Here is a 22,987-nt window from a genome sequence, read left to right as displayed (position 1 = left end):
ACATAATATTTTAACATATTTCTAGGAGGTTTCCAATGATTAATGTACTAAGCACGAAGAAGATCATGCAGTTAATGGGTGTTGGATTACTTGCTTTCTCTCTAACAGCTTGTGGAGATTCAGAAACAGAAAAGCCAGCCGAAGATCAAACAGAGCAGCAAGCAAAAGATGAGGCAAAAGAGAATGCAACTGAACGGACATTAACTGATGCAATGGGAAATGAAGTCGTTATCCCTGCAAACCCCGAGCGTGTCATTGCTTCCTACCTGGAGGATAACCTTATTGCATTAGGCATCAAGCCTGTAGCACAGTGGAGCGTAAACGATGGTGCAAGCATTCAAGGATATCTACAAAAAGATTTAGAAGGAATTCCAAACATTCCTCACGATTTGCCATTTGAAGCGGTTCAAGACTTAACACCTGATTTAATTATTATGGATTCTGCCAGCATGGTTGAAGGTGGAAAATATGATCAATATAATAAGATTGCCCCAACTTACGTGATCGGCACAGAAGTAAATAATGATTGGCGTGATGAGCTTCTTCGTGTAGGTGAAGTATTTGGCAAAGAAGACGAAGCGAAAAAGGTATTAGCGGATTATGAAGAAAAGGCGAAAGAAGCTAAGGCAGAAATTGAAAAAACTGCTGGGACCCCTTCAGCCGCTGCGATTTGGTTAGTCGGAGGAAACTTCTTTATTGTAAGTGAAACACTTTCAAGTGGAGCTGTTATGTATCAAGATTTAGGATTAGAAGTTCCAGCTGTAGTGAAGGAAATCTCTGCAAGCGGAGAAAGCAACTGGAATGCCATCTCATTAGAAAAGCTAGTTGAACTAGATGCAGATCATTTATTCCTCATTAATAGTGATGCTGCAAGTGGTTCTCCTACTTTAAGTGAGGCATTATGGAAGAGTATCCCTGCCGTTAAAGCTGGGAATGTACATGAGTTCTCTCCAGATGAAAGCTGGTTATACACGGGAACAATTGCAAATGGCCAAATTATTGATCATGTTTTAAATAGCATTGTAAAATAATTGTAAGAGGCGTCGAAAAGTTGAAAATAACTTAGACGCCTCTTTTCTATTTACCGTATTGTTTTTCTAATTTCATCATTACGATTTTTAAACATCTTATTATGCGTAGAAACCATTGCCGTCTTAGATGCCTTAGGATCAATATATTGCTTCACTTTATTTACTGTATTGGCCGCATCAATGAATGCCCCCGAAATCATATTCAATTTGGCATTATGCTTAATGATGTCACCAATCGCAAATAAGCCTGGTACAGAAGTCGTTCCATTTGGCTGACCATCTATATAGCTATTTTCAACCGTTTGGATAGGAAGATCGCAATTTCTTAATAATGTAAAATCCCGATCATATCCTAGATTAATTAATACCTCATCAACAAAAATTTGCTTGCGTTCATTCGTATTTATGTTTTCACACATTAATGAAATGATCCGTTCCTCATCATCCACTTCTGCTTGGACAATCGATGTTTGAAGGAGGATTTGTACGTTATTTTCAGCAAGTCGCTTTTGAACATCTGGTGTGATCTTTTCTTTCTCATCAGAAACAACGACCGTCACTTTTTCTGCAATTTCGGCAAGTGCGTTTGCCCAATCAAATGCGGACGCACCCTTGCCTGATATGACTAACCGCTTATTTTTGTAGAGGCTTGGGGACTTTATTGTATAATGAATGTTTTCAAGATGATTCTCAAATACCGTCAGCCGCTGCGGGGAGAAAATCCCACCGCCGATTGCTAATATGATAGTTTTGGAGTAGTGGATTTGATTCTCTGAGCGAGCAATAAATAGGTCGTCTTGTTTTTCGATACTCGTAATTTTTTCATTTAAGCAAATCGAAGGATTAAATGTTAAGCCTTGACGAATAATTTGGTCAATAAGCTTACAAGCTAAAGTAGGCGGCTGTCCCCCAACATCCCAGATTACTTTATCAGGGTATAGCTGGATCTTTCCACCAAAATAAGGCTGGGCTTCGATTACTTTCACTTTCATTTCCCTAAGACCGCTATAGAAAGCTGCATATAAACCTGCAGGACCACCGCCTATAATCGTTACATCAAAAACTTCCATCGTGAAGGACAACTCCTTACATACGCTTATTATTGATTATCATTATCAACTAGTATATGATAAAATTAGCTATAACTCAATATGGATACACGGAATCGGAGAAAAGAGGTTTTGAAATGAACCGTTTACTAACGAAGGATCTATATGTAGGATATCAAGACCATATGATTGTAAATGAAATGAATATTCAATTTAATAGCAATGAAATAACAACAATAATTGGCCCAAATGGATGTGGGAAATCGACCTTATTAAAAGCAATTACTCGTATCATTCCCCATTCGAAAGGGAGTATTTTATTAGATGGGCAATCGATCGCAAAGGAAAATACGAAAAAGCTAGCCCAAAAAATGGCGATACTGCCACAGACTCAAGACAGTGCTTCTGGCTTAACCGTTGGAGAGCTTGTTTCATATGGCCGATTCCCTTACCAATCTGGATTTGGCAAGCTCACATCTAGCGACTATGAAGTCATTGATTGGGCGTTGAAAGTAACCAATACCCTTGACTATAAATATCGAGCAGTCGATTCACTTTCTGGTGGTCAAAGACAGCGCGTTTGGATCGCAATGGCCCTTGCACAAGAAACCGAGATTATTTTCTTAGATGAACCAACTACTTATCTCGATATGGCCCACCAATTAGAAGTACTTGAGCTCCTAAAAGATTTAAATGATTCCCAGCAGCGGACGATTATTATGGTGCTGCACGACTTAAATCATGCTGCTCGCTTTTCACATAATATCGTTGCATTAAAAAATGGGAATTTAATTAAAGCAGGTACCATTGAAGAAGTCATGCAAAAGGATATTCTCCAGCAAGTATTCAATATCGATGCAGAAATTAGCCGTGACCCTCGAACAGGAAAACCAATGTGCTTAACTTATGATTTGATTAGAGCATAGAATACCGATAGGGGCTGCCTATAAAGTTGTATTTTCAACTTTTGGCTGGTCCCTTTTATTTGCGAACTAGCTGCTTTTTTTGCGAGCTCCTCCTTTTATTTGCGAACTTGCTACTTTTTTTGCGATTTTCTTCTTTTATTTGCGAATTAGCTACTTTTTTGCGAGCTCCTCCTTTTATTTGCGAACTCCGCTCTTTTTTTGCGATCTTCTACTTTTATTTGCGAACTCCGCTCTTTTTTTGCGATCTTCTACTTTTATTTGCGAACTAACTGCTTTTTTGCAATTTTCTTCTTTTATTTGCAAACTTGCTACTTTTTTTGCGAGCTCCTCCTTTTATTTGCGAACTGCCGTTTTTGGCGATCTCCTCCTTTTATTTGCGAACTAACTGCTTTTTTGCAATTTTCTTCTTTTATTTGTGAACTAGCTACTTTTTTTGCGATCTCCTCCTTTTATTTGCGAACTGCCTTTTTTTTGCGAGTTTCTCCTTTTATTTGCGAACTAACTGCTTTTTTTTGCAATTTTCATCTTTTATTTGCGAACTTGCTACTTTTTTTTGCGATCTCCTCCTTTTATTTGCGAACTGCCTTTTTTTTGCGATCTTCTACTTATCTTTGCGAACTAACTGCCTTTTTGCAATTTTCATCTTTTATTTGCGAATTAGCTACTTTTTTTGCGATCTTCTCCTTTTATTTGCAAACTGTGCTGCTTTTTAACAACTTGCTGATAAAACCAAAATCCCATCCCAAAAAATTTTTATTTTTCAAATTTTGACTGCCCTATTTCTAGATGACTGCTTTTCATTCAACTTTTAAAACGTAGATCTGTTACATAAAAGTTCCGTTCTTTTCGTATGCTAAATCCGATGAGGAGGTAGGGCATGGACTTTTTTATTCCTAGTGGAAAAAGTAAAGATAGTGAAAGCGGAAACTTAAGTTGGTGGCAATTATCATTAATTGGGGTTGGCTGTACGATTGGAACTGGCTTTTTCCTTGGTTCTGCAATTGGGATTAAGAATACAGGCCCATCGATTGTTTTTTCCTTTATTATTGCTGCTCTTGGTACATACATCGTCTACAATTTATTAGCTAAAATGACAGCTGAAGATCCGCAAGAAGGATCATTCTGCTATTATGCGGATAAAGCATACGGCACATGGGCGGGGTTTAGCTCTGGATGGAATTATTGGGGTTCAAATATATTAATAATGGGCAGTCAATTAACGGCACTATCGATCTTGTCTAGATTCTGGTTTCTCAATGTTCCTTTATGGATTTTTGCATCTGGCTACGCCATTCTCTCCATTATTGTTGTATTAACTGGGAATAAAGGGTTCGATAAAGTTGAAAATATCCTTGCCATCATTAAGACCGCAGCCATTATTATGTTTATTATTATTGCTGCCTCTGCCTTGTTTGGATGGTTAGATGGCAATGTAAAGCATCCAGGGATCCCTAACTCGATGAATGCCCTTTTTCCAGAGGGACTTCGTGGATTTTGGGTCTCATTCATCTACGCATTCTACGCTTACGGTGGAATTGAAGTCATCGGTCTTATGGCAGTGAGATTGAAGAAGAAGGAAGATGCCCCGAAGGCAGGACTGATTATGCTTATCGTTCTAGTTATTATTTACGTGCTATCGCTTGGTCTTGCCGTTTTTATGGCAGCACATGGGGCATTTAATGAGAAGGAAAGTCCCTTTGTTACGGCCTTTGATAAATATAATATTGCCTTTTTTCCTCATGTATTCAATGCAGCCATCATTATCGCCGGTTTTTCCACGATGACTGCATCATTATTTGGGGTAACAGCCCTTCTTGTAACGATGGCCAATGACGGCAATGCCCCTCGGCTATTTGCAAGAAAACTAAAATTTAAGGATCTGCCGCTTCCTTCATTAGGACTTGCTATCTTTGGATTAATTGCATCGATTATTACAGCCTTATTATTACCAGACAAAATTTATGAATATATTACGACTGCAGCTGGGATCCTTATTTTATTGAATTGGTCGTTCATTATTATTTCAGCTCTGCGAATATTGAAAATGAAAATCTGGGGGAAAACATTAGCTTTTCTAGGACTTTTACTGCTCCTAGCTGCTATCAGTGGAACCTTGATGGAAAAGAGCATTCGTCCAGGCTTTTTTTTAAGCATAATTATAACGGGGATTATCGGAATTGCTGCGGCGATTATGCACAAAAAGACAAAAGCAAACACAACCTAAGAATGGAATGATAAAAGTCGCATCCATTAGAAATGCGACTTTTTCAATCGTTAATCCATTTTCTTTTCGCTCATTGTCCGATAAAGCTGGGTATTCATACTTCCTTGAAGAATATTTTCTAAAAAGAAGCAGCTAACTAGTTTTTTGTATTCTTCATCATTAAACATTTTTTTATTTTGGAATTCCATTTCCGCTAAGCCTTCATATGTAGAAATAAGAGCGTATGTATGATCTTGTCCAGTAATCGGTGCTAGAATCTCTATCGTGTGATCAAAATTCTCATTGCGATACTTTTTTATTGCTTGTAAATTTTCAATTCCTTCAAGAAATTTATCTTGTTTTATTTCGAAGGTTTGATATACGTAAACAGGCATTGCCACTCCACACTCCTCAAGAATAACCCACTTTATTGATATTATTGTCATTAATCAACTGATTATTCTAAAACTCCAATACAACCAATAAAAGTAGTTGTACAACCCTATAACCGTGAATAGAATAGTACGAGCATGTGAAAAAAACAGTCAAGGGGTTGGAGGATGAATGAGTATTTTTCTCGGTTATGTTTTTCTTGGCCTATCATTAGCCGCACCGATTGGACCAGTAAATGCCGCACAATTAGATAAAGGAATCAAAAGTGGATTTTTCCATTCTTGGCTTGTTGGGTTAGGAGCAATGACAGCTGATGCTGTCTATATGCTGATGGTTTTCCTCGGCATCGTCCACTTCCTTGAAATCCCCTTTATGAAAACATTTCTTTGGTCTTTTGGTTTTTTTGTCCTTGTTTATACTGGAATTGAAAGCATCATCCATGCTGGTAAAGTTGCTCTAAGTACAAGAGACAGTGGAGATTCCGCTGTAAAGTCGTTTCTGTCTGGATTTTTCATGTCCATTTCCAATCCGTTAACCATTCTTTTTTGGCTGGGGATTTATGGATCTATTCTTGCTGAGACGGTGAATAAATTCGATACCCCACATATTATTCTCTACAGCTTGGCCATTTTTACTGGATTAATTATTTGGGATATTACAATGGCAGCGATTGCTAGTGGGTTCAGGAAATTCCTTAATGAAAAATCTCTTCGCTCGATCTCTATTTTTTCGGGAATCTCCTTAATTGGCTTTGGCGTTTACTTTGGAATTCAAGCGTTTAAAGAATTAACCTCTCTTTAGAATAAGGACTAATGATGATTAGACTAAAAGCAAACCATCTAAATCCAAAATTTCAATGATGCGATGCTTCTTCTTTTTAATATATCCTCGTTCTTCAAGAATTGTTAAGTGCCGGCTAATCGTTTCAGGGGTTGTCCCTAAGTAGGAAGCCAAGTCCTTTTTACTCATCGGCAATTCAAATTCACCATTGTTTCCATCCGTCCACTCCGCCAAAAACAACGCAATTCTTGTTTCAACTTTCTCTGTAGCAAACCGAGTCGTTTGTTTTTCTGATTGTTCTAGGCGATTGGCAAACTCGGTTAAAATTTTCAATGAGATGGAAGGATATTTCAAAAGAAAGGATTGTAATTCAGCGCGCTTGATCACACACACATTTGTCTCTACCATTGCTTCCGCATAATTTACATGCACAGAATCTTGAAATAATGCGAGTTCCCCTGTAAAATCACCAGGCTGCAGGATTCGTACGAGCTGTTCCTTCCCTAATTCGGATAGTCGATAAATTCTTATTTTTCCTTTGCTCACGATATATAAAGAATCGGATTGATCATCTGCATGATAGATCATTTCATTTTTCTTATATGTGACTGGATGGACGGCTTGCATGATTTCAGCCATTTGCTCTCGTTCCAAATGGTTAAAAATCGGAACGAGCGAAACACATGCTGTATGCGAATGGGTAGAATCATGGGAATGATGTAAAGCACAAGCATTCTTTTCTGTCATTCTATTTCCACTTCCTTAATAATAGTAAAAGCATTTTAAAGGCAAATATACGGTTCGTATTTCCAATGTGAGGCTACAAGTCTTGATCTTCTATCCAATCTTTTTTATTCACTAATGAGCCTCTCACTTGCTTAGATGGTTGGGCGTTGCGTGCTATTTTTATTCATATGATTAAATTTGATTAAGCGCATCCCATTTAAAATAACAAGCAGCACACTTGCCTCATGAATAAACATACCAGACGCCAGATGAACGGTGCCATTTAAAACACCTAACAGTAAAATAAATACAATCCCAACTGCAAAATACGTATTTTGCTTCATATTACGAATGGTTGCTTTTGAAAGGGAGTAGGCGTGGGACAGCTGCATAAGCTTATCAGCCATAAGAACAATGTCAGCTGTTTCCATCGAGACATCAGTCCCACCCTCTCCCATTGCCAAACCGATATCTGCTGTAGCAATTGCTGGGGCATCATTGATTCCATCTCCAGCCATCGCAACTACATGGCCCTTTTCTTTTAATTTTTTCACATATTCTACTTTGTTTTCAGGCAATAACTCAGCATAATATTCATCTAAGCCTAATTGATTTGCAACAAGCTTTGCCGTATGCCTATTATCTCCTGTTAACATGATGATTTTCTTGATGCCATTTTTTCTCATTTCAGAAAGAGCCAGTTGCGCGTCCTCCCGAATTTGATCTGCAACAGAGAAAATTCCCGCGATTTCTCCATCCACTGCTGCAAAAATGGCTGTGTTCCCTAACATTTCCCGCTCGCTTGCATAGCTTGCTGCTTTTTCCGAAAGCGGAATCTGTTCATTGTTTAGTAGCATTCGATTTCCGATGATTAAGACATGTCCATCGACAATTGCACGTATGCCATTTCCCTTAATAACCTCTCCGTCTACATGCTCATTCGTGATAGTCAGCTTCCTTTTCTTCGCTTCTTTTACAATCGTTTGACCTAAATGATGCTCTGAAATCGTTTCAGCCTGTGCAACTAGTCTTAATAATTCGTTCTCGTCTCGATTGTGGAATGTTTTAATATCTGTGACTTCTGGCTTCCCTTTTGTTAATGTACCCGTTTTATCGAACACGAATGTGTCTACTTTAGCAAATGTATCCATGACCTCTCCGCCTTTAACAAGGACACCATGCCTAGCACCATTCCCAATCCCCGCTACATTAGAGACAGGGGCACCGATAACTAGAGCACCAGGACAGGCAATGACAAGAAATGTGATTGCGATATGAAGATCTTTTGTGAACAAATAAACAAGAATCGATAAGACTGCAACAGCCGGTGTATATATATTAGAGAACTTATTAAGAAACTTTTCTGTTTTTGATTTTGTATCTTGCGCTTCCTCGACTAATTCAATGATTTTCGCAAAGGTTGTATCGTCGCCTACTTTTTCAGCAATCATTTCAATTAATCCATTATCCACAATTGTACCACTAAACACTTGATCATCGATTTTCTTTGATACCGGAATCGCCTCACCTGTTACAGCTGCCTCCATAATCGATGCTTGCCCAGTGATAATTTTGCCATCCACAGGAATCTTGCCGCCGGGGCGAATCATGACATGGTCTCCTTCTACAACCTCATCAACTGGAATCGTATGACTCTCTCCATTTCGCAAAACCGTTGCTTCTTGGGGAGCCATATCGATTAATTCTTTCAAGGATGAACGTGTTTTTGCTAATGTCCGCGCCTCTAGATAATCACCAAATAAAAATAAGAAGGTGACAACCGATGATTCTGTATATTCCTGAATCGAAAGCGCACCAATAACAGCTATTGTAACAAGTAATTCAATACTAAAAGCTTTCATTCTTAAAGCTTGGTAGGCTTTAATGACAATTGGCATCCCAGCAATCAATGTAGCTGCCACTAGTGCGATATTTTTGATGCCGCCATTCCCTGCTAATCCTGATAGAAATCCAATGATGATGAGAATAAACGCCATCGCTGTAAGATGATTTTTATGTTTATTAATTGTAGTAATCATGAAATACTCTCTCCTTATTCCTGTTCTTATACTAATATAATAGGAAACTTTTCATTAGAAAGAATTGACAACCATCAAGTTTCAGATGATACTGTTCGGAAATAGAAGGTTATTAATTGTATTGTTTGCTGCATACATGTGTACAAAGAAAAAGACTTATAACCCAATCATGTTATAAGTCTCTTTCTTTATTCAGATATTTTTGCAGATTGGACGGGATATCCTAATTTTGTAATGATTTCTTCCAATTGCATGCCCTTCACTTGTGTTTCATCATATTCGGCTTTTACTTTCCCTGCATTGAATAGGACCTTTGCAGATTGTACACCCGTTGTTTTATTGAGTGTTGTTTCAATTTTATTAATACAAGATGGGCATGTTAATGGTTCTAGTTGGAATACAGCTTTTGACATTTTATGTTCCCCCTTCAATTGATTATGCTCTCATTTTAGGACAGATCTGCCTGAAAAAAATTGATTATAATCAAGAGAAGGAAAAAGTCATGGTGTGTGCAAACATTGTTGCTATTTTATACATAATTGGTAAAGGTTAGTTTTCGCTCCCATCTTTTAGACAGACTCTATTATTATTTACTGTTGGTTTTCATGGATGTATGAGAATTCATACACGGAGGATTTCTGTCCATATAAGCGGAATAATTCCGGTTAATGTAAAAAAGGAAGCTTAAAAAGTGAAGATAAGCGGATAAATTCCGGTTATTTGCTTTAAATAAGACAAAATCCTTCCATTTAGATTAGATAAGCGGAAAAAATCCGCTTATTTTTAAGGAAATAGAGGTATTTCCCAATATAGCCGGAATTTCTCCGCTTATTTTTCAAACATTATAAAATCAATATTCAGTTTGAAGAAAAGAAACATCCATTAGTCATTATTTTTTATTTATCCTTCACACCTTCATTCCACCTAAGACGAGCTTGCCGCCTTTCCGCGAAGATTAAATTGACTATCATACATATCGAAGTAAAATCCCTTTTTCTGCATAAGTTCTTCATGTGTGCCTGATTCAATGACCTCCCCTTGATTGATGACTAAAATACGATCGGCATTTTCAATCGTTTTTAAGCGGTGCGCAATGATAAAGCTTGTTTGTCCTGCGGTTAAACGAGTAATTCCCTTTTGAATTTCGATTTCTGTATTTGTATCGATGCTTGATGTTGCTTCATCAAAAATCAGAATATCCGAATCTGCTAATATCGCCCGAGCAATTGCAAGTAGCTGGCGCTGGCCTTGACTTAAATTCGATCCCCCTGAAGTGATTTGCGTATGATAGCCTTCGGGTAAATGTTTAATGTATTGATGGGCAGAGGCCATTTTAGCTGCCTCTACCACTTCCGCATCTGTTGCTTCTAAGCGGCCATATCGAATATTCTCCATAATTGTTCCTGTGAATAAGAATGTATCTTGAAGCACGACCCCGATCTTTTTTCGCAAGCTGCTTAATTGATAATCACGAATATCTTGGCCATCAACTTTTAGTTCACCAGCCGTCACATCATAGAATCTCATCAATAAATTAATGATTGTTGTCTTCCCAGAGCCAGTCGGTCCTACAAGGGCAACGGTCTCACCTGATTTCACCTGGAAATGAATATTCTTCAATACCTCTTTGCCTTCATCATATCCAAAGCCCACATGTGAAAATTCAACATCCCCTTTTAACGAATCCACAACAATCGCATCCTTCTTATCTAGTAAATCTGGTGTCTCATCCATAATTTCAAATACACGCTCTGCTCCAGCGATTGCGGATTGGAACATATTTAATAGATTCGAAAGTTGATTAATCGGTCTGAAAAATTGACGTGAGTACGTAACAAATGCAGCAATAATCCCGATCGTTGCTAGATCATTGATCGTCATAACCGCCCCAGTGGCGATAACTAGTCCAAGTCCTAAATTATTAATAAAGTTATTCACAGGCCCAAGAAAGCCTGAAACCGTATCAGCCGCCATCGCTGATTGACGCAGCCTACTATTCACTTCTGAAAAATGATTATTCATCTTTTCTTCTTTGCCAAAAAGCCTGATCACTTCATTTCCGGAAATCGACTCTTCAATAAAGCCATTTAATTCACCTAAATCTCGCTGCCTTTTGATAAAATGACTGCTACTATACGTAATCAATTTCTTCGTTGTAAAAATCATAATCGGGATAACGAGCAGCGTCACAATCGCTAGCACCCAATTAAGTGAAAACATCGCAATTCCTACCCCAACAATCATCAAAATAGAAGAGAGAATTTGAATCACACTTTGTGCCAATGCATTGTTTAAGCTATCAATATCATTTGTTACCCTACTCATCAGATCACCATGTGTCCGTTTATCAAAGAATTTTAATGATAGCGTTTGAAACTTATCAAATAAATCCTGACGAAGCGTTCGAATCGTATGCAAAGAAACGCGAACCATCATAAAAGTTTGCAGCCAGGTGAATATGGCAGTAGCAACATAGACAGCTGCTAGTAAAGCAAGAAACTTGAGTGTACCAGCAATATCTTTTGGAATAATATACTCATCAATGACTACCCCAATCATATAAGGCGCAAGTAGCCCAAGTAAGGTTGAAAGGAGGACAAATAGAATCGAAGCAATTAATGCCGCTTTCTGCCTTCCCATAAATAGCCAAATCCGTTTGATTGTTCCCTTTGGATCCTTCGCTTTAAGTACAGGTCCACTCATTCCTCTAGGACCACGCACGCGATTCATAATATTCGGGTTTGATTGTGAAGTGGTTTTACTCATACGTTCTCAACCACCCTTCCGCTCTGTGATAGATAAATCTCACGGTAAATCTTGCTGCTAGCTAGTAATTCATTATGTGTCCCAGCCGCTTCAATTATCCCATCCTCTATGACAAGGATTTGATCAGCATCCATAATCGAGGATATTTTTAATGAAATAATAAATACCGTCGTATTTGTGTATGCTCCTTTTAAAGCTTGTTGTACAGCAGCTTCAGATAACGCATCAATGGCAGAAGTCGAATCATCAAGAATCAAAATTTTCGGCTCACGGATAAAGGCACGTGCCATCGATAATCGCTGCTTTTGACCGCCAGATAAATTGGTCGCTCCTTGTAAAAGTGTGTGCTCAAATTGATCATCAAACCGATGAATAAATTCACTTGCAGCAGCTGATTGTGCCGCATACTCCATCTGTTCGATCGTGGCATCCTCTTTTCCAAAACGTAAATTGTCCTCAATCGATCCTGAAAACAGCAGTGCCTTCTGTGGAACGAACCCAATCGCTGTACGGAGCTTTTCTAAAGGCATCTCCTTTACATTCACCCCATCAATGAAAATATCTCCAGAGTCGGGATCATACAGCCGTGGAATGAGTTTCACAAGCGTTGACTTTCCGCTCCCCGTTGATCCAATGATCCCAATCGTTTGTCCAGCATTTGCTTTAAATGAAAGATTAGTCAGCACATACTCTCCATTTTTACTATAGCTGAAATGGACCTCTCTAAATTCCACATCCCCGCGGATTTCATCCATCTTGCTCGGCTGCTCAGGTTCTGTAATCTCAATTTTCGTTTCCAGCACCTGAACGATCCGATCAGCTGAAGGAAACGAACGGGCAATTTGCATTAAAACATGACTGCTGCTCATTAATCCGTTCATCATTATATTTAAATAATTGATAAAAGCGAGAATGACTCCCACTTGAAGTGTGCCTTCATTCACCTTTATGACACCCATCCACAACCCGGCAATAATCCCGAGATTCACAACAAACATCATGATCGGCATCAATGTTAGTACAAGCTGTTCAGCCGTCATACTTCGTTTCATTAACGTATCATTGACCATTTTAAAATGGCCTTTTTCATACTCATTGCGATCAAAGGCCTTAATTACCCGAATGCCGGCCAGCATCTCTTGAAGCTTAGTATTCACCTGATCCATTGCTTTTTGCACATGCGAAAATAACTTCCCAGACTTGACTGAAAAAAAATAAATGAATACGAGTAATATAGGAATCGATACTAGCAATACAGGAAATAGTTCACGTGCAGTAAACCAAACAATCACAACAGAACCGATAAATAACAAAGGTCCCCTAACAAAAATACGCAAGGTCATGATGACAGCCTGCTGCATAGTCGTAATATCATTCGTCAATATCGTAATTAATTTACCAGAACCAAATGAATCAATATTGCCATTTGAAAATTGCTCCGTCTTCTTAAACACATCACGTCGTATATCGGTTGAAAAACTCACTGCCGTTCTTGCTGCATAAATCGAGCTCCCCGCCCCGCCAATTAAGCCAATAATTGCACTAAGCAGCATAAAAAGGCCTAGTTTTATTACATAGGCATGATCTTCATTGGCAATGCCCGTATCAATCACCTTCTGCATAATCGTCGGCTGCAATAGATCCATCACCACTTCAACGCACATGAAAAGTGGACTTAAAATCGCAATAAACGTGTACGGCTTTAAATAGTGTAATAACTTTCTCATTGCATTCATGAACGATCCCCTTGTTTCGTGCTTTTCTTGCTTAATGATTCGGTCATGTCATCAATAAAGGCAATTAACTCATGAACACTTTCAGGATTCCCTCGTGCATGCTTCATCGCTTTTCGAAATTCCTTTTCCCAGCGATCAACTGCCCCTCTTAGTTGTATCGATTGTTCCGAATTCCTCCACATCATTCGCTCTTTCCATTCAACCCAGAAATCGCCCTCTAAATGCTTATTTTGTAAATGCTTTACGCCATTCTCATTAATGGAATAAACTTTTTTATCTGATGATGTATCAAGTTCAATCAATTGTTGCTCCATTAATTCCTGGAGTGCAGGATAGACGGTTCCAGCACTTGCCGAATACGTACCATTTGAACGTTCCTCCAACTCCTTCATGATTTGATAACCATGCATCGACTCTTCCTTTAGCAAATGCAAAATCGCAAACTGAACAAACCCTCTCCGTCTTCTCATTTTACTCCTCCTTAATTATATCGATAATTATAATCGATATATCGTTTATGTTCAAACGTAAGTATCTTTATGCCGATTTTCGGAATGAGTGAGTAAGGTCAGAGTGATACCATTGGAGTGTTCTATGAGACAAAGATCAGGGAACAGACAAGGCGATTGTCTCATTGGAGCGTTCTATGAGACAAAAATCGGGGAGCGCACGAACCGTTTGTCTCATTGGGGCGTTCTATGAGACAAAAATCGGAGAGCAGACGAGGACTTTGTCTCATTGGAGCTTTCTATGAGACAAAAATCGGGGAGTGCACGAGGACTTTGTCTCATTGGGGCGTTCTATGAGACAAAAATCGGGGAGCAGACGAGGTGTTTGTCTCATTGGGGCGTTCTATGAGACAAACATCGGAGAGCGGACGAGGACTTTGTCTCATTGGAGCTTTCTATGAGACAAAAATCGGGGAGCAGACAAGGCGTTTGTCTCATTGGAGCTTTCTATGAGACAAAAATCAGGGAGCAGACGAGGACTTTGTCTCATTGGAGCCTTCTATGAGACAAAAATCGGGGAGCGCACGAAGCGTTTGTCTCATTGGGGCGTTCTATGAGACAAACATCGGGAAAAGGACGAAGCGATTGTCTCATTGGAGCTTTCTTGAGATAAAAATCGGGGAGGGAATGAAGCTTATGCCTTATTGGCGCTTTCATCCCCTTAGCGAAAGAAGAAATAATAGATAATAACCCCTACTACTATTACTAGAATAAGAATGCCCGTGCCTTTCCATCCTAAACTGCCTATCAAATCAACAAGGCTGCCATTGTTTGCTCTGTTAAAAGAGTCGTTTAAGTTACCTGTCGGATTGTTTTTTAATTCTTGTTGTCTTATTCTTTCTCTTTGCTGCTCAGGTGTTTCTTTGTCACTCATCATACCCCTCCTTTTAAAAATTAAACTAGTAGACGGAATGGACTCTTTCGCCATAAATGTTAGCCATCCTTCTTTTAATCAATTAAATTTCAAAATAATCATTTATTTTAATATAGAAAATGCTAAAATCATTGTATGATTGAATACTTGAAAGTAGGCTAAACATGAATATAGCAGCTATGATTAAATTGACAATTTCTATGGCTATTTTTGGCTCAATCGGCTTTTTCACCATTCATACGGGGATCCCAGCAGTTGAACTCGTTTTCGTTCGATGCATTTTTGCCACCCTGTTTTTAAGTGCATTATGGTATTTTACCGGTGGTCACAAAACAGAAGTATGGAAGAAAAGAGAAGTCATTCAGACATTAGTTTGTGGTGTTTTTCTCGTTTTGAATTGGGTATTTTTATTTAAAGCATTTGAAGCCATGTCCATTTCCGTTGCGATTTCTATTTATAATTTAGCACCGATCTTTGTACTGATACTTGGTACATTGCTATTAAAGGAACGTATCCATTTTACAGGTATACTCGCAACCGTAATTTGTTTTATCGGCAGTATTTTCATTGTTGGCATTGAAAATTTCCAGTCTATCGATCAATTCCTGAATTCTGGCATGATCTGGGCTTTGCTTTCAGCGATTTGCTATGCAGCAACAATGCTTTTAAGTAAAACATTACAAACATTATCTCCATATACAACTACTTTTTTACAAACGATGGTCGGGATCATTATGTTATTGCCGTTTTGTGATTTTGCTGTTTTCAACGGTTTAACTACTTCGAATTGGTTATTTATTTTAGGTACAGGATTGATTCACACCGGGTTTGTTTACTACTTATTTTTTGATAGTATTCGCAACTTACCAACAATTGTTGTATCTGTTCTCGTCTTTATGGACCCAGTAGTTGCGATCCTACTTGATACAATTCTATTAGATTTCAGACCGACATTTGCACAATCGATGGGCATTCTATTGATCTTTGGAGGGATTTTGTACACGGTCTTCAAACCTGTTAAACAGCCAATGAAAAATAGTGAATGGAATACGCCCTAAATGATAAAACCAGTGAAACAATTTATAAGGTTTCACTGGTTTTTTATTAGAATCGGAACGATGTAATTAAAATGAAATAATGATGGTCATCCACTATTCTTTATATTATGAGGTAAATTATGTTGTAACATAAATTTGAAGCAGGTATTTTATTGACTGTATTATTAAAAGATACGGGAATGCCGTATGATATGTAACTATCTGACAGCAATGAAATGCTAATCCTGCTTACAGCAGCATTCCTTGTCGTCCTATTTTTGTGAACAAATAACATCTTTCACAGTTAATTAAACCTCTGTATTTGCCATATTGCACATAGAAAAACGCAGAAATTCAATAGGTCTCTGCGTTTCTATCAGCTCATTTGTTAGTTACTAAAAATCACTTAAAGTTTTTATAAAGATTACCCATTTCAATCGCTCCTACGGCTGCCTCATATCCTTTATTTCCTGCCTTTGTACCTGCTCGTTCGATTGCTTGTTCAATTGTATCTGTTGTGAGCACACCAAAAATAATCGGAATCCCGCTTTGCATTCCTGTATTCGCTACACCTTTTGCCACTTCACTGCTTACATATTCAAAGTGAGGCGTAGCCCCTCTAATGACTGTTCCTAGTGTAATGATTGCGTCAAATCCACCTTGATCGGCTAACTTCTTTGCTGCAAGCGGAATTTCAAAAGCGCCTGGAACCCATATGACTGTCACATCCGCTTCATTCACTCCATGTCTCTTAAGGCCATCCTCTGCTCCACCAAGCAGTTTACTCGTAATAAACTCATTAAAACGTGCAACCACAATCCCAATTTTCAACCCTGTGCCAACTAAATTTCCTTCAAGTACTTTCATTATTATCCACTCCTATTAAAATATTAGTAAATGTCCTAGCTTTTCTTGTTTTGTTTTTAAATACTGTTCATTTTCCTTTTTGGCTGTTATTTGAAGAGGAACGCGATCAACTACCTCTAAACCATACCCAGCGAGGCCAGTTATTTTCCTAGGGTTATTTGTTAATAATCGCATCTTTTTCACACCGAGATTTCTTAGTATTTGAGCACCAATTCCATAATCACGTAAATCAGCTTTAAATCCTAGTTTATGGTTTGCTTCAACCGTATCGAAGCCTTCCTCTTGGAGCCTGTACGCTTTTAATTTATTGATTAGCCCGATGCCTCTGCCTTCTTGTCTCATATATAGAAGGATTCCTCGCCCTTCCTCCTCTATTTGAGCAAGAGCCGCATGTAGCTGAGGTCCGCAATCACAGCGATTCGAACCGAACACATCACCAGTTAAGCATTCTGAATGGACTCTTATAAGAATGGGCTCCTCTTCACGAATGTCACCTTTTACAAGTGCAACATGCTCCTTGCCATCACTTTTACTCGTAAACCCGACTGCCCGAAAGTCACCAAACTCTGTCGGGAGCTGGATTTCAACCTCACGTTCAACAAGCGAATCATGCTCAAGCCGATACTCAATAAGGTCTTTCACCGTAATCATCTTTAAATCAAATTTATCTGCAACCTCTTTTAAATCATCTACCCGTGCCATCGTTCCATCATCTTTCATGATTTCACAAATGACCCCTGCGAATTTCGAATCAGCAAGTCTTGCCAAATCAATCGCTGCTTCGGTATGGCCAGCCCGGCGAAGAACACCACCTTCTTTGGCGATAAGAGGGAAAATATGTCCTGGTTTTTTAAAATCACTTGGCAGCGAATCTTCTTCCAGTATTTTTTGAACAGTTAATGCGCGCTCAAACGCACTAATTCCTGTTGTTGTATCTTCATGATCAATACTAACTGTAAAGGCTGTTCCATGGCTGTCTGTATTGACCTCTACCATTGGTTGAAGTGCCAGTCTTTCCGCTATCGATTCGGTAATCGGAACACAAATCAGGCCTCTTCCTTCTTTTGCCATGAAATTAATCATTTCAGGCGTCGCAAATTCGCCCAGACCTACAAAATCTCCTTCATTCTCACGATCATTATCATCACAAACAATAATGACCTTGCCTGCCTTTAAATCTTCAATTGCTTCCTCAATTTTATGGAACATGAATTTGTTGCCACCTTTCTGCTGGTTCAAGACTGTTTTTGTAAACATTGTTGCCTTAAACATGAATTCGTAGAGGTTGATTTCCGCTCCAGGATGCTCGCTTTCCGCGGGGTGGGCGCCGAGCCTCCTCGTCGCTCACACTCCTGCGGGGTCTCACCTGTCCCACACTTCCCGCAGGAGTCTCGCACCTTCCGCTCCAATCAACCAACCTTATTTGTCGACAGTTTTCATTCACTCAATTTATTCAACAAACAACAATCTATTAGAAAAGAGCCTTGCTTAATTTTTACATAAATCCGTTATCCTTAAGAAAATCTGTAGAAATACTGCTTTCTTGTTTTTGCGATTCATTTTTCTGAAGGAAGGAATATAAATATTTGCCGATGATATCGAACTCGATATTCACCTTATCACCAATCTTTTTGTGACCAAGTATCGTTTCTTTTGCTGTATGAGGAATAATCGACACGGTTACTTGGTCCTTGCTGATACCAAAGATCGTTAATGATGTTCCATCAAGCGTGATTGATCCTTTATATAAGGTTAGATGGCTGAATTCTTTAGGAAACTGAATGTCAATATAGATGGCATTTTCTTTTGGCTCTCGTTTGACAATTTGTCCGGCCGTATCAACGTGCCCAGTAACAAAGTGACCGCCAAAACGGCCATTTGAGCTCATCGCCCGTTCAAGATTCACGAGTGAGCCTCTCTGCAGCCCTGATAATGCTGTACTGTGAAAGGTTTCAGGCATAACATCTACTAGAAAGGAAGAATGACTGAATTCTGTTACCGTTAAGCAGACACCGTTCACAGCAATGCTATCTCCAAGGTTCATGTCTTCTAGCACTTTCTTTCCTTGAATGGCAAGAACGAGTGTATTTCCTTTCGCCTGTATGTTTTGAATCGTTCCTATCTCTTCGATGATTCCAGTAAACATTATTCGGTTTCCTCCTCTTTGAGAGGTTTTGCGGTTATTTTAATATCTGGACCTATCTTTTCTACCGCAGTAAAGCGAAGCTGTTTGCCTAACTTCACAAGCTCAGGACCTGCTCCGCCAATAAAAGGAATAGCCTCTCTGCCACCTATGATTTTCGGTGCCACATACGTAATAATTTGCTGGAAAGCTTCTTCTTCAATAAATGAAGCATGGATTTCTGAACCGCCCTCTACTAGAACGGAGATGATTTCCCGTTCTCCAAGCGTATGCAGAACTCCCTTCAGCGAAATTTCAGCGCTATCTTGTGAAATAATCGTTACGCCTAGGCTCTCAAGTTCTCTTTTTTTATTAAAATTAAACTGACTGCCTGTAAAAATGATTGTTTGAGTAGGGCAATCTTGAACAACATTTGCTGACACTGGAATTTTCAATTCCGTATCTAATACAATTCGAATGGGATTTTTTCCACCTCGGGGTCTTCTGGTGGTTAGAAGGGGATTATCTTGTAGGATTGTGTTAATTCCTACTAAAATTCCATCATGCTCATGACGGAGCTGATGTACATCTTGCCGTGATTCAGGGGAGGTTATCCACTTACTATCACCTGATTTAGCTGCTATTTTCCCATCTAATGAAATGCCTGCTTTAATAGTTACAAATGGAGTGTTTTTTTGGATAAAGTGAAAAAACTTTTCGTTCAGCTGCAGCGCTTCTTCCTTACACAAGCCTACTTCGACCTCAATTCCAGCACTTGTCAGCTTGTCAATGCCTTTACCTGCTACAAGCGGATTTGGGTCTAGCGTTGCAACAAAAACCTTTTTAATACCTGCTTCTATAATGAGATCGGCACACGGAGGTGTCTTCCCGTGGTGACTGCATGGCTCAAGTGTCACATACATGTCAGCACCCTTGGCGGCGTTTCCAGCAGCTCTAATTGCATGAACTTCTGCATGGGGAGTACCGGCTTTCATATGCACACCTGTCCCTACTAATCTGCCATCTTTCACTAACACCGCACCAACACTTGGGTTTGGACTTGTCTGACCCAACGTTGCACGAGCTAGTGAGATGGCCACGTTCATATATACACAATTATTCATCTTGAAAAAAAGGTAGCCCCTTTCATAGTAAATTCTCCATTTAAACACAAAATCCCTTACTAAAATTAGTAAGGGAGAAAAAAAGCAACACAAATAAATGTCAAAAAAGAGCTTTTTTGAACAATTAAATCTTCCTTCTCCCATCCAGACTTTTACTGTCGGCTTTGGAATTTCACCAAATCCACCGTTTTCATACATATGAACCCGGGTCACGGACTAAGAGGTACACCCTCATCACCGCCGGTTGGGACTTGCACCCGACCCCGAAGGAAATCCTATTCAATTAAAAAAAGCATAGCAGATTAAATAGTAGACTACAAGAAAAATAGCTGGAAGCGTATGATGTGAATTTTTGATGGGACGAATGGTTTTACTTATAAGACCGTATGGCCTGGCCTGCGATAAGAGGAAATACAAGTTGTATGCTAATTCCAAAAAGTAAAAAACCAATGAAGCGAAAATCTAAGCAGTTCGGTTCAGAAGTAGAAAAGTAAAAAAGAATAAGTGTTTTAGCAAGCGAATTAGCATATATCCACCTTCTACTTTATCTTGTTATGACAAGGATGACTACGCTCTAACAGATTTAGCATAGGTTTTACCCATTGGGCAATAGCTCTATTGGTCACAAGATAAAAAATGTCTTATAATCAGTGCAAATGGATTATATGAATGATCTAGGAAAAGTTTGAAATGTTGTTGATTCTCCTATCTAGGATCGAAAAAGTCCGCACCGATCGGTTTGTGGATCTCGTTGAGCACCCAACCGGATAAATAGACGGAAAATTTCCGCCTATTTTGTAAATATTAATAAAAAAAGCCAAAATAAGCGGAATAATTCCGCCTATTGTCTTGAAAAATTCTAAAATGGGGGATTTTTTATTGAATAAGCGGAAAATTTCCGCTTATTTTCCTAAAAAGGAGCTTCATTTTGCATTTAAGCGGAAAACTTCCGCTTATTCTCCTTTTGCTCGTTACTCGATTAAGGACAAAACATCTTATTTAGATGGAAAAGAGGTTATAAGCAGGGGTGACTTTTAGCAAAATCTTATCAACTAAAGAGGCGTTAGATGAAGAACAAGTCATTAAAAACACAGAAGTTTGCTAAACCTCTGTGTTTTATGTGTAATTTTATAGTCTAAAAGTATGCGATTTAGCTTGATATTGACCGTATGGAATCGTTTTTTACTTCATAACGATATTTATTGATGGACAGTCTTCTTCAAAAAGACTGAACTCAATACCTTTAATTAGCAAGCACATGCCTTTCCAAAAATGGTCAAACTTCGACAACATTCATGGAGGAGCAGGCACCAATAAAACGTTGAAATCCTTCTTGCCCCTCTGCATTTCGCTTAAAAACAGCAGCATCTTCTAGTCCCTTTAAAAACTTTTTCCCAACTTCTGCTCTTACGAATGATTCAACTGTTGTTTCATTGGCAGTCACTCGGTAACGTACTTTTAATTCTTCAGCCCATGCTAAATGATAGTCGGCAACCCTATGGGCCTCATCAAGAATATATTTTTCTACTTCCTCAAGTTCCTCTTTTAAACGGGCGGGTAAAACGGCAAGCCCCATCACTTCAATCAGCCCAATATTTTCTTTTTTAATATGATGAACATCGGCATGAGGATGGAAAATTCCCAATGGATGATCATCGTTCGTTCGGTTGTTTCGCAATACCATATCTAATTCAAAGAAATCCCCATTTTTACGAGCTATGGGTGTAATCGTATTATGAGGTGTTTCACCAGTTCTCGAAATGATTTCAAGCGATTCATCACTGTAATTTTGCCATTTCAAAAAAATATGTGACCCAGCCTCAACAAGAGAACCGATTTGTTCCGAACGAAGACGAATGACGGCCATCGGCCATTTGACAATAGAACAGTCCACATCCTGAAAGCCAGCCATTTCAAAGGTCCAATCAGAGTCTGCCTTAGTCATCGCAAATTCATAATGACCTCCTTGGTAATGTTCATGGGATAAAATCGACCCTCCGACAATTGGCAAATCAGCATTTGAACCTACAAAATAATGGGGAAACTTCTCCACAAAAGTTAATAGCCTTAAAAATGTTGCAGCGCTCATCTTCATATCAGTATGCTTTTCTGAGAGCAAAATGCAATGCTCATGATAATAAACATACGGCGAAAACTGTAGATACCAATTCTCTCCCAATAGATCCACTCGAATCATCCGATGATTAGAGCGGGCAGGATGGCCAATTCTCCCAGCATATCCTTCATTCTCAATACAAAGCAAGCATTTCGGATAGTCCGATTTATCTGCCATTCGTTCAAGCTCAATACTTCTTGGATCTTTTTCTGGCTTCGATACGTTTATCGTAATATCTAGTTCGCCATACTTTGTCTCCACCTTATATTCAATATTATTACGAATTCTTTTCATCTGAATATAATGGCTGTTTTTACTTAACTTATAAAAATAATCTGTAGCAAATTCCGGATTCTGCTGATAGTTTTCATAAAAAATTTGGTTAATGAATGATGGCCGAGCAATTAAGCAGTTCATGAGTTGACTTGAGAAAATTTCCTTTTCATCGAATAGATCTTCAATGATTTTATGAGTACATGCATATTCCACGATTTTTTCTAGTAAATCAGAGATTTCATCGTCATTCTCCCTTTCCGCCTTCTCTTCCTTAAACTCAGCAAGACGCAGAAGTGACAAGACTTGATTCCGTGCATAGATCACATCTTCCTGCTTAATTAACTGAGCAGCAACAGCTTGAGTGATTAATTGTTGAACCCATTGATAAATCACTTTTTCCACCTCTATTTAAA

At 38.8% G+C, this 22,987-nt stretch carries 20 protein-coding genes and 1 riboswitch; of the genes, 6 read left to right on the top strand and 14 right to left on the bottom strand.

All coding sequences use genetic code 11. The features are described from left to right. Positions 1–35 precede the first annotated feature (35 nt). Positions 36–1,031, top strand: a complete 996-nt coding sequence (locus tag J2Z40_RS04595; RefSeq protein ID WP_066397483.1) for an ABC transporter substrate-binding protein — start codon at positions 36–38, stop codon at positions 1,029–1,031. A 50-nt stretch (positions 1,032–1,081) separates the two neighbouring features. On the opposite strand, the gene J2Z40_RS04590 is transcribed toward J2Z40_RS04595, so the two are convergent. Further along, positions 1,082–2,101 (bottom strand): NAD(P)/FAD-dependent oxidoreductase, encoded by a 1,020-nt coding sequence (locus J2Z40_RS04590; protein ID WP_066397486.1) that lies wholly within the window; start codon positions 2,099–2,101, stop codon positions 1,082–1,084. Positions 2,102–2,217: 116 nt separating this feature from the next. On the opposite strand from J2Z40_RS04590, the gene J2Z40_RS04585 reads away from it, so the two are divergent. Continuing rightward, positions 2,218–3,006: an ABC transporter ATP-binding protein gene (locus J2Z40_RS04585; protein WP_066397493.1), complete on the top strand. Its 789-nt coding sequence runs from the start codon at positions 2,218–2,220 to the stop codon at positions 3,004–3,006. An 877-nt stretch (positions 3,007–3,883) separates the two neighbouring features. Then, complete coding sequence (locus J2Z40_RS04580) at positions 3,884–5,230, top strand: amino acid permease (protein ID WP_066397494.1); 1,347 nt, start codon at positions 3,884–3,886, stop codon at positions 5,228–5,230. A gap of 50 nt (positions 5,231–5,280) precedes the next feature. Here the strand turns inward: J2Z40_RS04580 and J2Z40_RS04575 are convergent, their stop codons facing one another. Beyond that, positions 5,281–5,604 carry a hypothetical protein gene (locus tag J2Z40_RS04575; RefSeq protein ID WP_066399535.1) on the bottom strand — a complete coding sequence of 108 codons (324 nt, stop codon included), beginning with the start codon at positions 5,602–5,604 and terminating at the stop codon, positions 5,281–5,283. A gap of 169 nt (positions 5,605–5,773) precedes the next feature. Between J2Z40_RS04575 and J2Z40_RS04570 the strand changes: the two genes are divergently transcribed. Next, positions 5,774–6,403: a LysE family transporter gene (locus tag J2Z40_RS04570; RefSeq protein WP_066397495.1), complete on the top strand. Its 630-nt coding sequence runs from the start codon at positions 5,774–5,776 to the stop codon at positions 6,401–6,403. Between the two features lie 18 nt (positions 6,404–6,421). On the opposite strand, the gene J2Z40_RS04565 is transcribed toward J2Z40_RS04570, so the two are convergent. The 7 genes from J2Z40_RS04565 to J2Z40_RS04535 form a co-directional block, all read right to left on the bottom strand. Then, positions 6,422–7,129: a Crp/Fnr family transcriptional regulator gene (locus tag J2Z40_RS04565; protein ID WP_066397499.1), complete on the bottom strand. Its 708-nt coding sequence runs from the start codon at positions 7,127–7,129 to the stop codon at positions 6,422–6,424. Between the two features lie 131 nt (positions 7,130–7,260). Continuing rightward, on the bottom strand, positions 7,261–9,147 hold the full coding sequence (locus J2Z40_RS04560) for a heavy metal translocating P-type ATPase (protein WP_066397502.1): 1,887 nt from the start codon (positions 9,145–9,147) through the stop codon (positions 7,261–7,263). A 188-nt stretch (positions 9,148–9,335) separates the two neighbouring features. Next, entirely contained in the window at positions 9,336–9,560 is a 225-nt protein-coding gene (locus tag J2Z40_RS04555; RefSeq protein ID WP_066397505.1) for a heavy-metal-associated domain-containing protein, read from the bottom strand. 511 nt (positions 9,561–10,071) lie between these two features. After that, positions 10,072–11,877, bottom strand: a complete 1,806-nt coding sequence (locus J2Z40_RS04550) for an ABC transporter ATP-binding protein (protein WP_066399538.1) — start codon at positions 11,875–11,877, stop codon at positions 10,072–10,074. A 32-nt stretch (positions 11,878–11,909) separates the two neighbouring features. Then, positions 11,910–13,649: an ABC transporter ATP-binding protein gene (locus J2Z40_RS04545; RefSeq protein ID WP_066397509.1), complete on the bottom strand. Its 1,740-nt coding sequence runs from the start codon at positions 13,647–13,649 to the stop codon at positions 11,910–11,912. Beyond that, positions 13,646–14,119 (bottom strand): PadR family transcriptional regulator, encoded by a 474-nt coding sequence (locus J2Z40_RS04540; RefSeq protein ID WP_066397511.1) that lies wholly within the window; start codon positions 14,117–14,119, stop codon positions 13,646–13,648. The genes J2Z40_RS04545 and J2Z40_RS04540 overlap by 4 nt, the downstream gene beginning before the upstream one ends. A gap of 700 nt (positions 14,120–14,819) precedes the next feature. After that, a complete protein-coding gene (locus J2Z40_RS04535; RefSeq protein WP_066397530.1) occupies positions 14,820–15,032 on the bottom strand; it encodes a DUF6366 family protein in 213 nt (70 codons plus the stop codon). A 164-nt stretch (positions 15,033–15,196) separates the two neighbouring features. Here J2Z40_RS04535 and J2Z40_RS04530 point away from each other — a divergent pair, with 164 nt between their 5' ends. Continuing rightward, positions 15,197–16,090: a DMT family transporter gene (locus tag J2Z40_RS04530; RefSeq protein ID WP_066397533.1), complete on the top strand. Its 894-nt coding sequence runs from the start codon at positions 15,197–15,199 to the stop codon at positions 16,088–16,090. Positions 16,091–16,471: 381 nt separating this feature from the next. On the opposite strand, the gene ribH is transcribed toward J2Z40_RS04530, so the two are convergent. The 4 genes from ribH to ribD form a co-directional block, all read right to left on the bottom strand. Then, positions 16,472–16,939, bottom strand: a complete 468-nt coding sequence (ribH, locus tag J2Z40_RS04525) for a 6,7-dimethyl-8-ribityllumazine synthase (protein WP_066397534.1) — start codon at positions 16,937–16,939, stop codon at positions 16,472–16,474. Positions 16,940–16,951: 12 nt separating this feature from the next. Further along, on the bottom strand, positions 16,952–18,145 hold the full coding sequence (locus J2Z40_RS04520) for a bifunctional 3,4-dihydroxy-2-butanone-4-phosphate synthase/GTP cyclohydrolase II (protein WP_066397536.1): 1,194 nt from the start codon (positions 18,143–18,145) through the stop codon (positions 16,952–16,954). Between the two features lie 286 nt (positions 18,146–18,431). Next, positions 18,432–19,082, bottom strand: coding sequence for a riboflavin synthase (ribE, locus tag J2Z40_RS04515; protein WP_066397537.1), 651 nt, complete (start codon positions 19,080–19,082; stop codon positions 18,432–18,434). Then, positions 19,082–20,182: a bifunctional diaminohydroxyphosphoribosylaminopyrimidine deaminase/5-amino-6-(5-phosphoribosylamino)uracil reductase RibD gene (ribD, locus tag J2Z40_RS04510; protein ID WP_066399541.1), complete on the bottom strand. Its 1,101-nt coding sequence runs from the start codon at positions 20,180–20,182 to the stop codon at positions 19,082–19,084. The genes ribE and ribD overlap by 1 nt, the downstream gene beginning before the upstream one ends. Positions 20,183–20,310: 128 nt before the next feature. Beyond that, positions 20,311–20,457, bottom strand: a riboswitch (FMN riboswitch). Positions 20,458–21,061: 604 nt separating this feature from the next. Between ribD and J2Z40_RS04505 the strand changes: the two genes are divergently transcribed. Next, complete coding sequence (locus J2Z40_RS04505) at positions 21,062–21,220, top strand: hypothetical protein (RefSeq protein ID WP_157087847.1); 159 nt, start codon at positions 21,062–21,064, stop codon at positions 21,218–21,220. Between the two features lie 238 nt (positions 21,221–21,458). Here J2Z40_RS04505 and galT read toward each other — a convergent pair whose 3' ends face one another. Next, on the bottom strand, positions 21,459–22,967 hold the full coding sequence (gene galT / locus J2Z40_RS04500) for a UDP-glucose--hexose-1-phosphate uridylyltransferase (RefSeq protein ID WP_066397539.1): 1,509 nt from the start codon (positions 22,965–22,967) through the stop codon (positions 21,459–21,461). Positions 22,968–22,987 lie beyond the last annotated feature (20 nt).

It is taken from the genome of Cytobacillus eiseniae (genome assembly GCF_017874625.1).
Classification (GTDB): Bacteria; Bacillota; Bacilli; order Bacillales; family Cytobacillaceae; genus Cytobacillus; species Cytobacillus eiseniae.
This window is presented reverse-complemented; position numbering and strand designations above follow the sequence as displayed.

What these genes read in the sequence shown, in the direction of transcription:
- J2Z40_RS04595 (WP_066397483.1), top strand. Translation starts at nt 36, where the DNA reads ATGATTAATGTACTAAGCACGAAGAAGATCATGCAGTTAATGGGTGTT.
- J2Z40_RS04590 (WP_066397486.1), bottom strand. Translation starts at nt 2,101, where the DNA reads ATGGAAGTTTTTGATGTAACGATTATAGGCGGTGGTCCTGCAGGTTTA.
- J2Z40_RS04585 (WP_066397493.1), top strand. Translation starts at nt 2,218, where the DNA reads ATGAACCGTTTACTAACGAAGGATCTATATGTAGGATATCAAGACCAT.
- J2Z40_RS04580 (WP_066397494.1), top strand. Translation starts at nt 3,884, where the DNA reads ATGGACTTTTTTATTCCTAGTGGAAAAAGTAAAGATAGTGAAAGCGGA.
- J2Z40_RS04575 (WP_066399535.1), bottom strand. Translation starts at nt 5,604, where the DNA reads ATGCCTGTTTACGTATATCAAACCTTCGAAATAAAACAAGATAAATTT.
- J2Z40_RS04570 (WP_066397495.1), top strand. Translation starts at nt 5,774, where the DNA reads ATGAGTATTTTTCTCGGTTATGTTTTTCTTGGCCTATCATTAGCCGCA.
- J2Z40_RS04565 (WP_066397499.1), bottom strand. Translation starts at nt 7,129, where the DNA reads ATGACAGAAAAGAATGCTTGTGCTTTACATCATTCCCATGATTCTACC.
- J2Z40_RS04560 (WP_066397502.1), bottom strand. Translation starts at nt 9,147, where the DNA reads ATGATTACTACAATTAATAAACATAAAAATCATCTTACAGCGATGGCG.
- J2Z40_RS04555 (WP_066397505.1), bottom strand. Translation starts at nt 9,560, where the DNA reads ATGTCAAAAGCTGTATTCCAACTAGAACCATTAACATGCCCATCTTGT.
- J2Z40_RS04550 (WP_066399538.1), bottom strand. Translation starts at nt 11,877, where the DNA reads ATGAATCGCGTGCGTGGTCCTAGAGGAATGAGTGGACCTGTACTTAAA.
- J2Z40_RS04545 (WP_066397509.1), bottom strand. Translation starts at nt 13,649, where the DNA reads ATGAATGCAATGAGAAAGTTATTACACTATTTAAAGCCGTACACGTTT.
- J2Z40_RS04540 (WP_066397511.1), bottom strand. Translation starts at nt 14,119, where the DNA reads ATGAGAAGACGGAGAGGGTTTGTTCAGTTTGCGATTTTGCATTTGCTA.
- J2Z40_RS04535 (WP_066397530.1), bottom strand. Translation starts at nt 15,032, where the DNA reads ATGAGTGACAAAGAAACACCTGAGCAGCAAAGAGAAAGAATAAGACAA.
- J2Z40_RS04530 (WP_066397533.1), top strand. Translation starts at nt 15,197, where the DNA reads ATGAATATAGCAGCTATGATTAAATTGACAATTTCTATGGCTATTTTT.
- J2Z40_RS04520 (WP_066397536.1), bottom strand. Translation starts at nt 18,145, where the DNA reads ATGTTCCATAAAATTGAGGAAGCAATTGAAGATTTAAAGGCAGGCAAG.
- ribE (WP_066397537.1), bottom strand. Translation starts at nt 19,082, where the DNA reads ATGTTTACTGGAATCATCGAAGAGATAGGAACGATTCAAAACATACAG.
- ribD (WP_066399541.1), bottom strand. Translation starts at nt 20,182, where the DNA reads ATGAATAATTGTGTATATATGAACGTGGCCATCTCACTAGCTCGTGCA.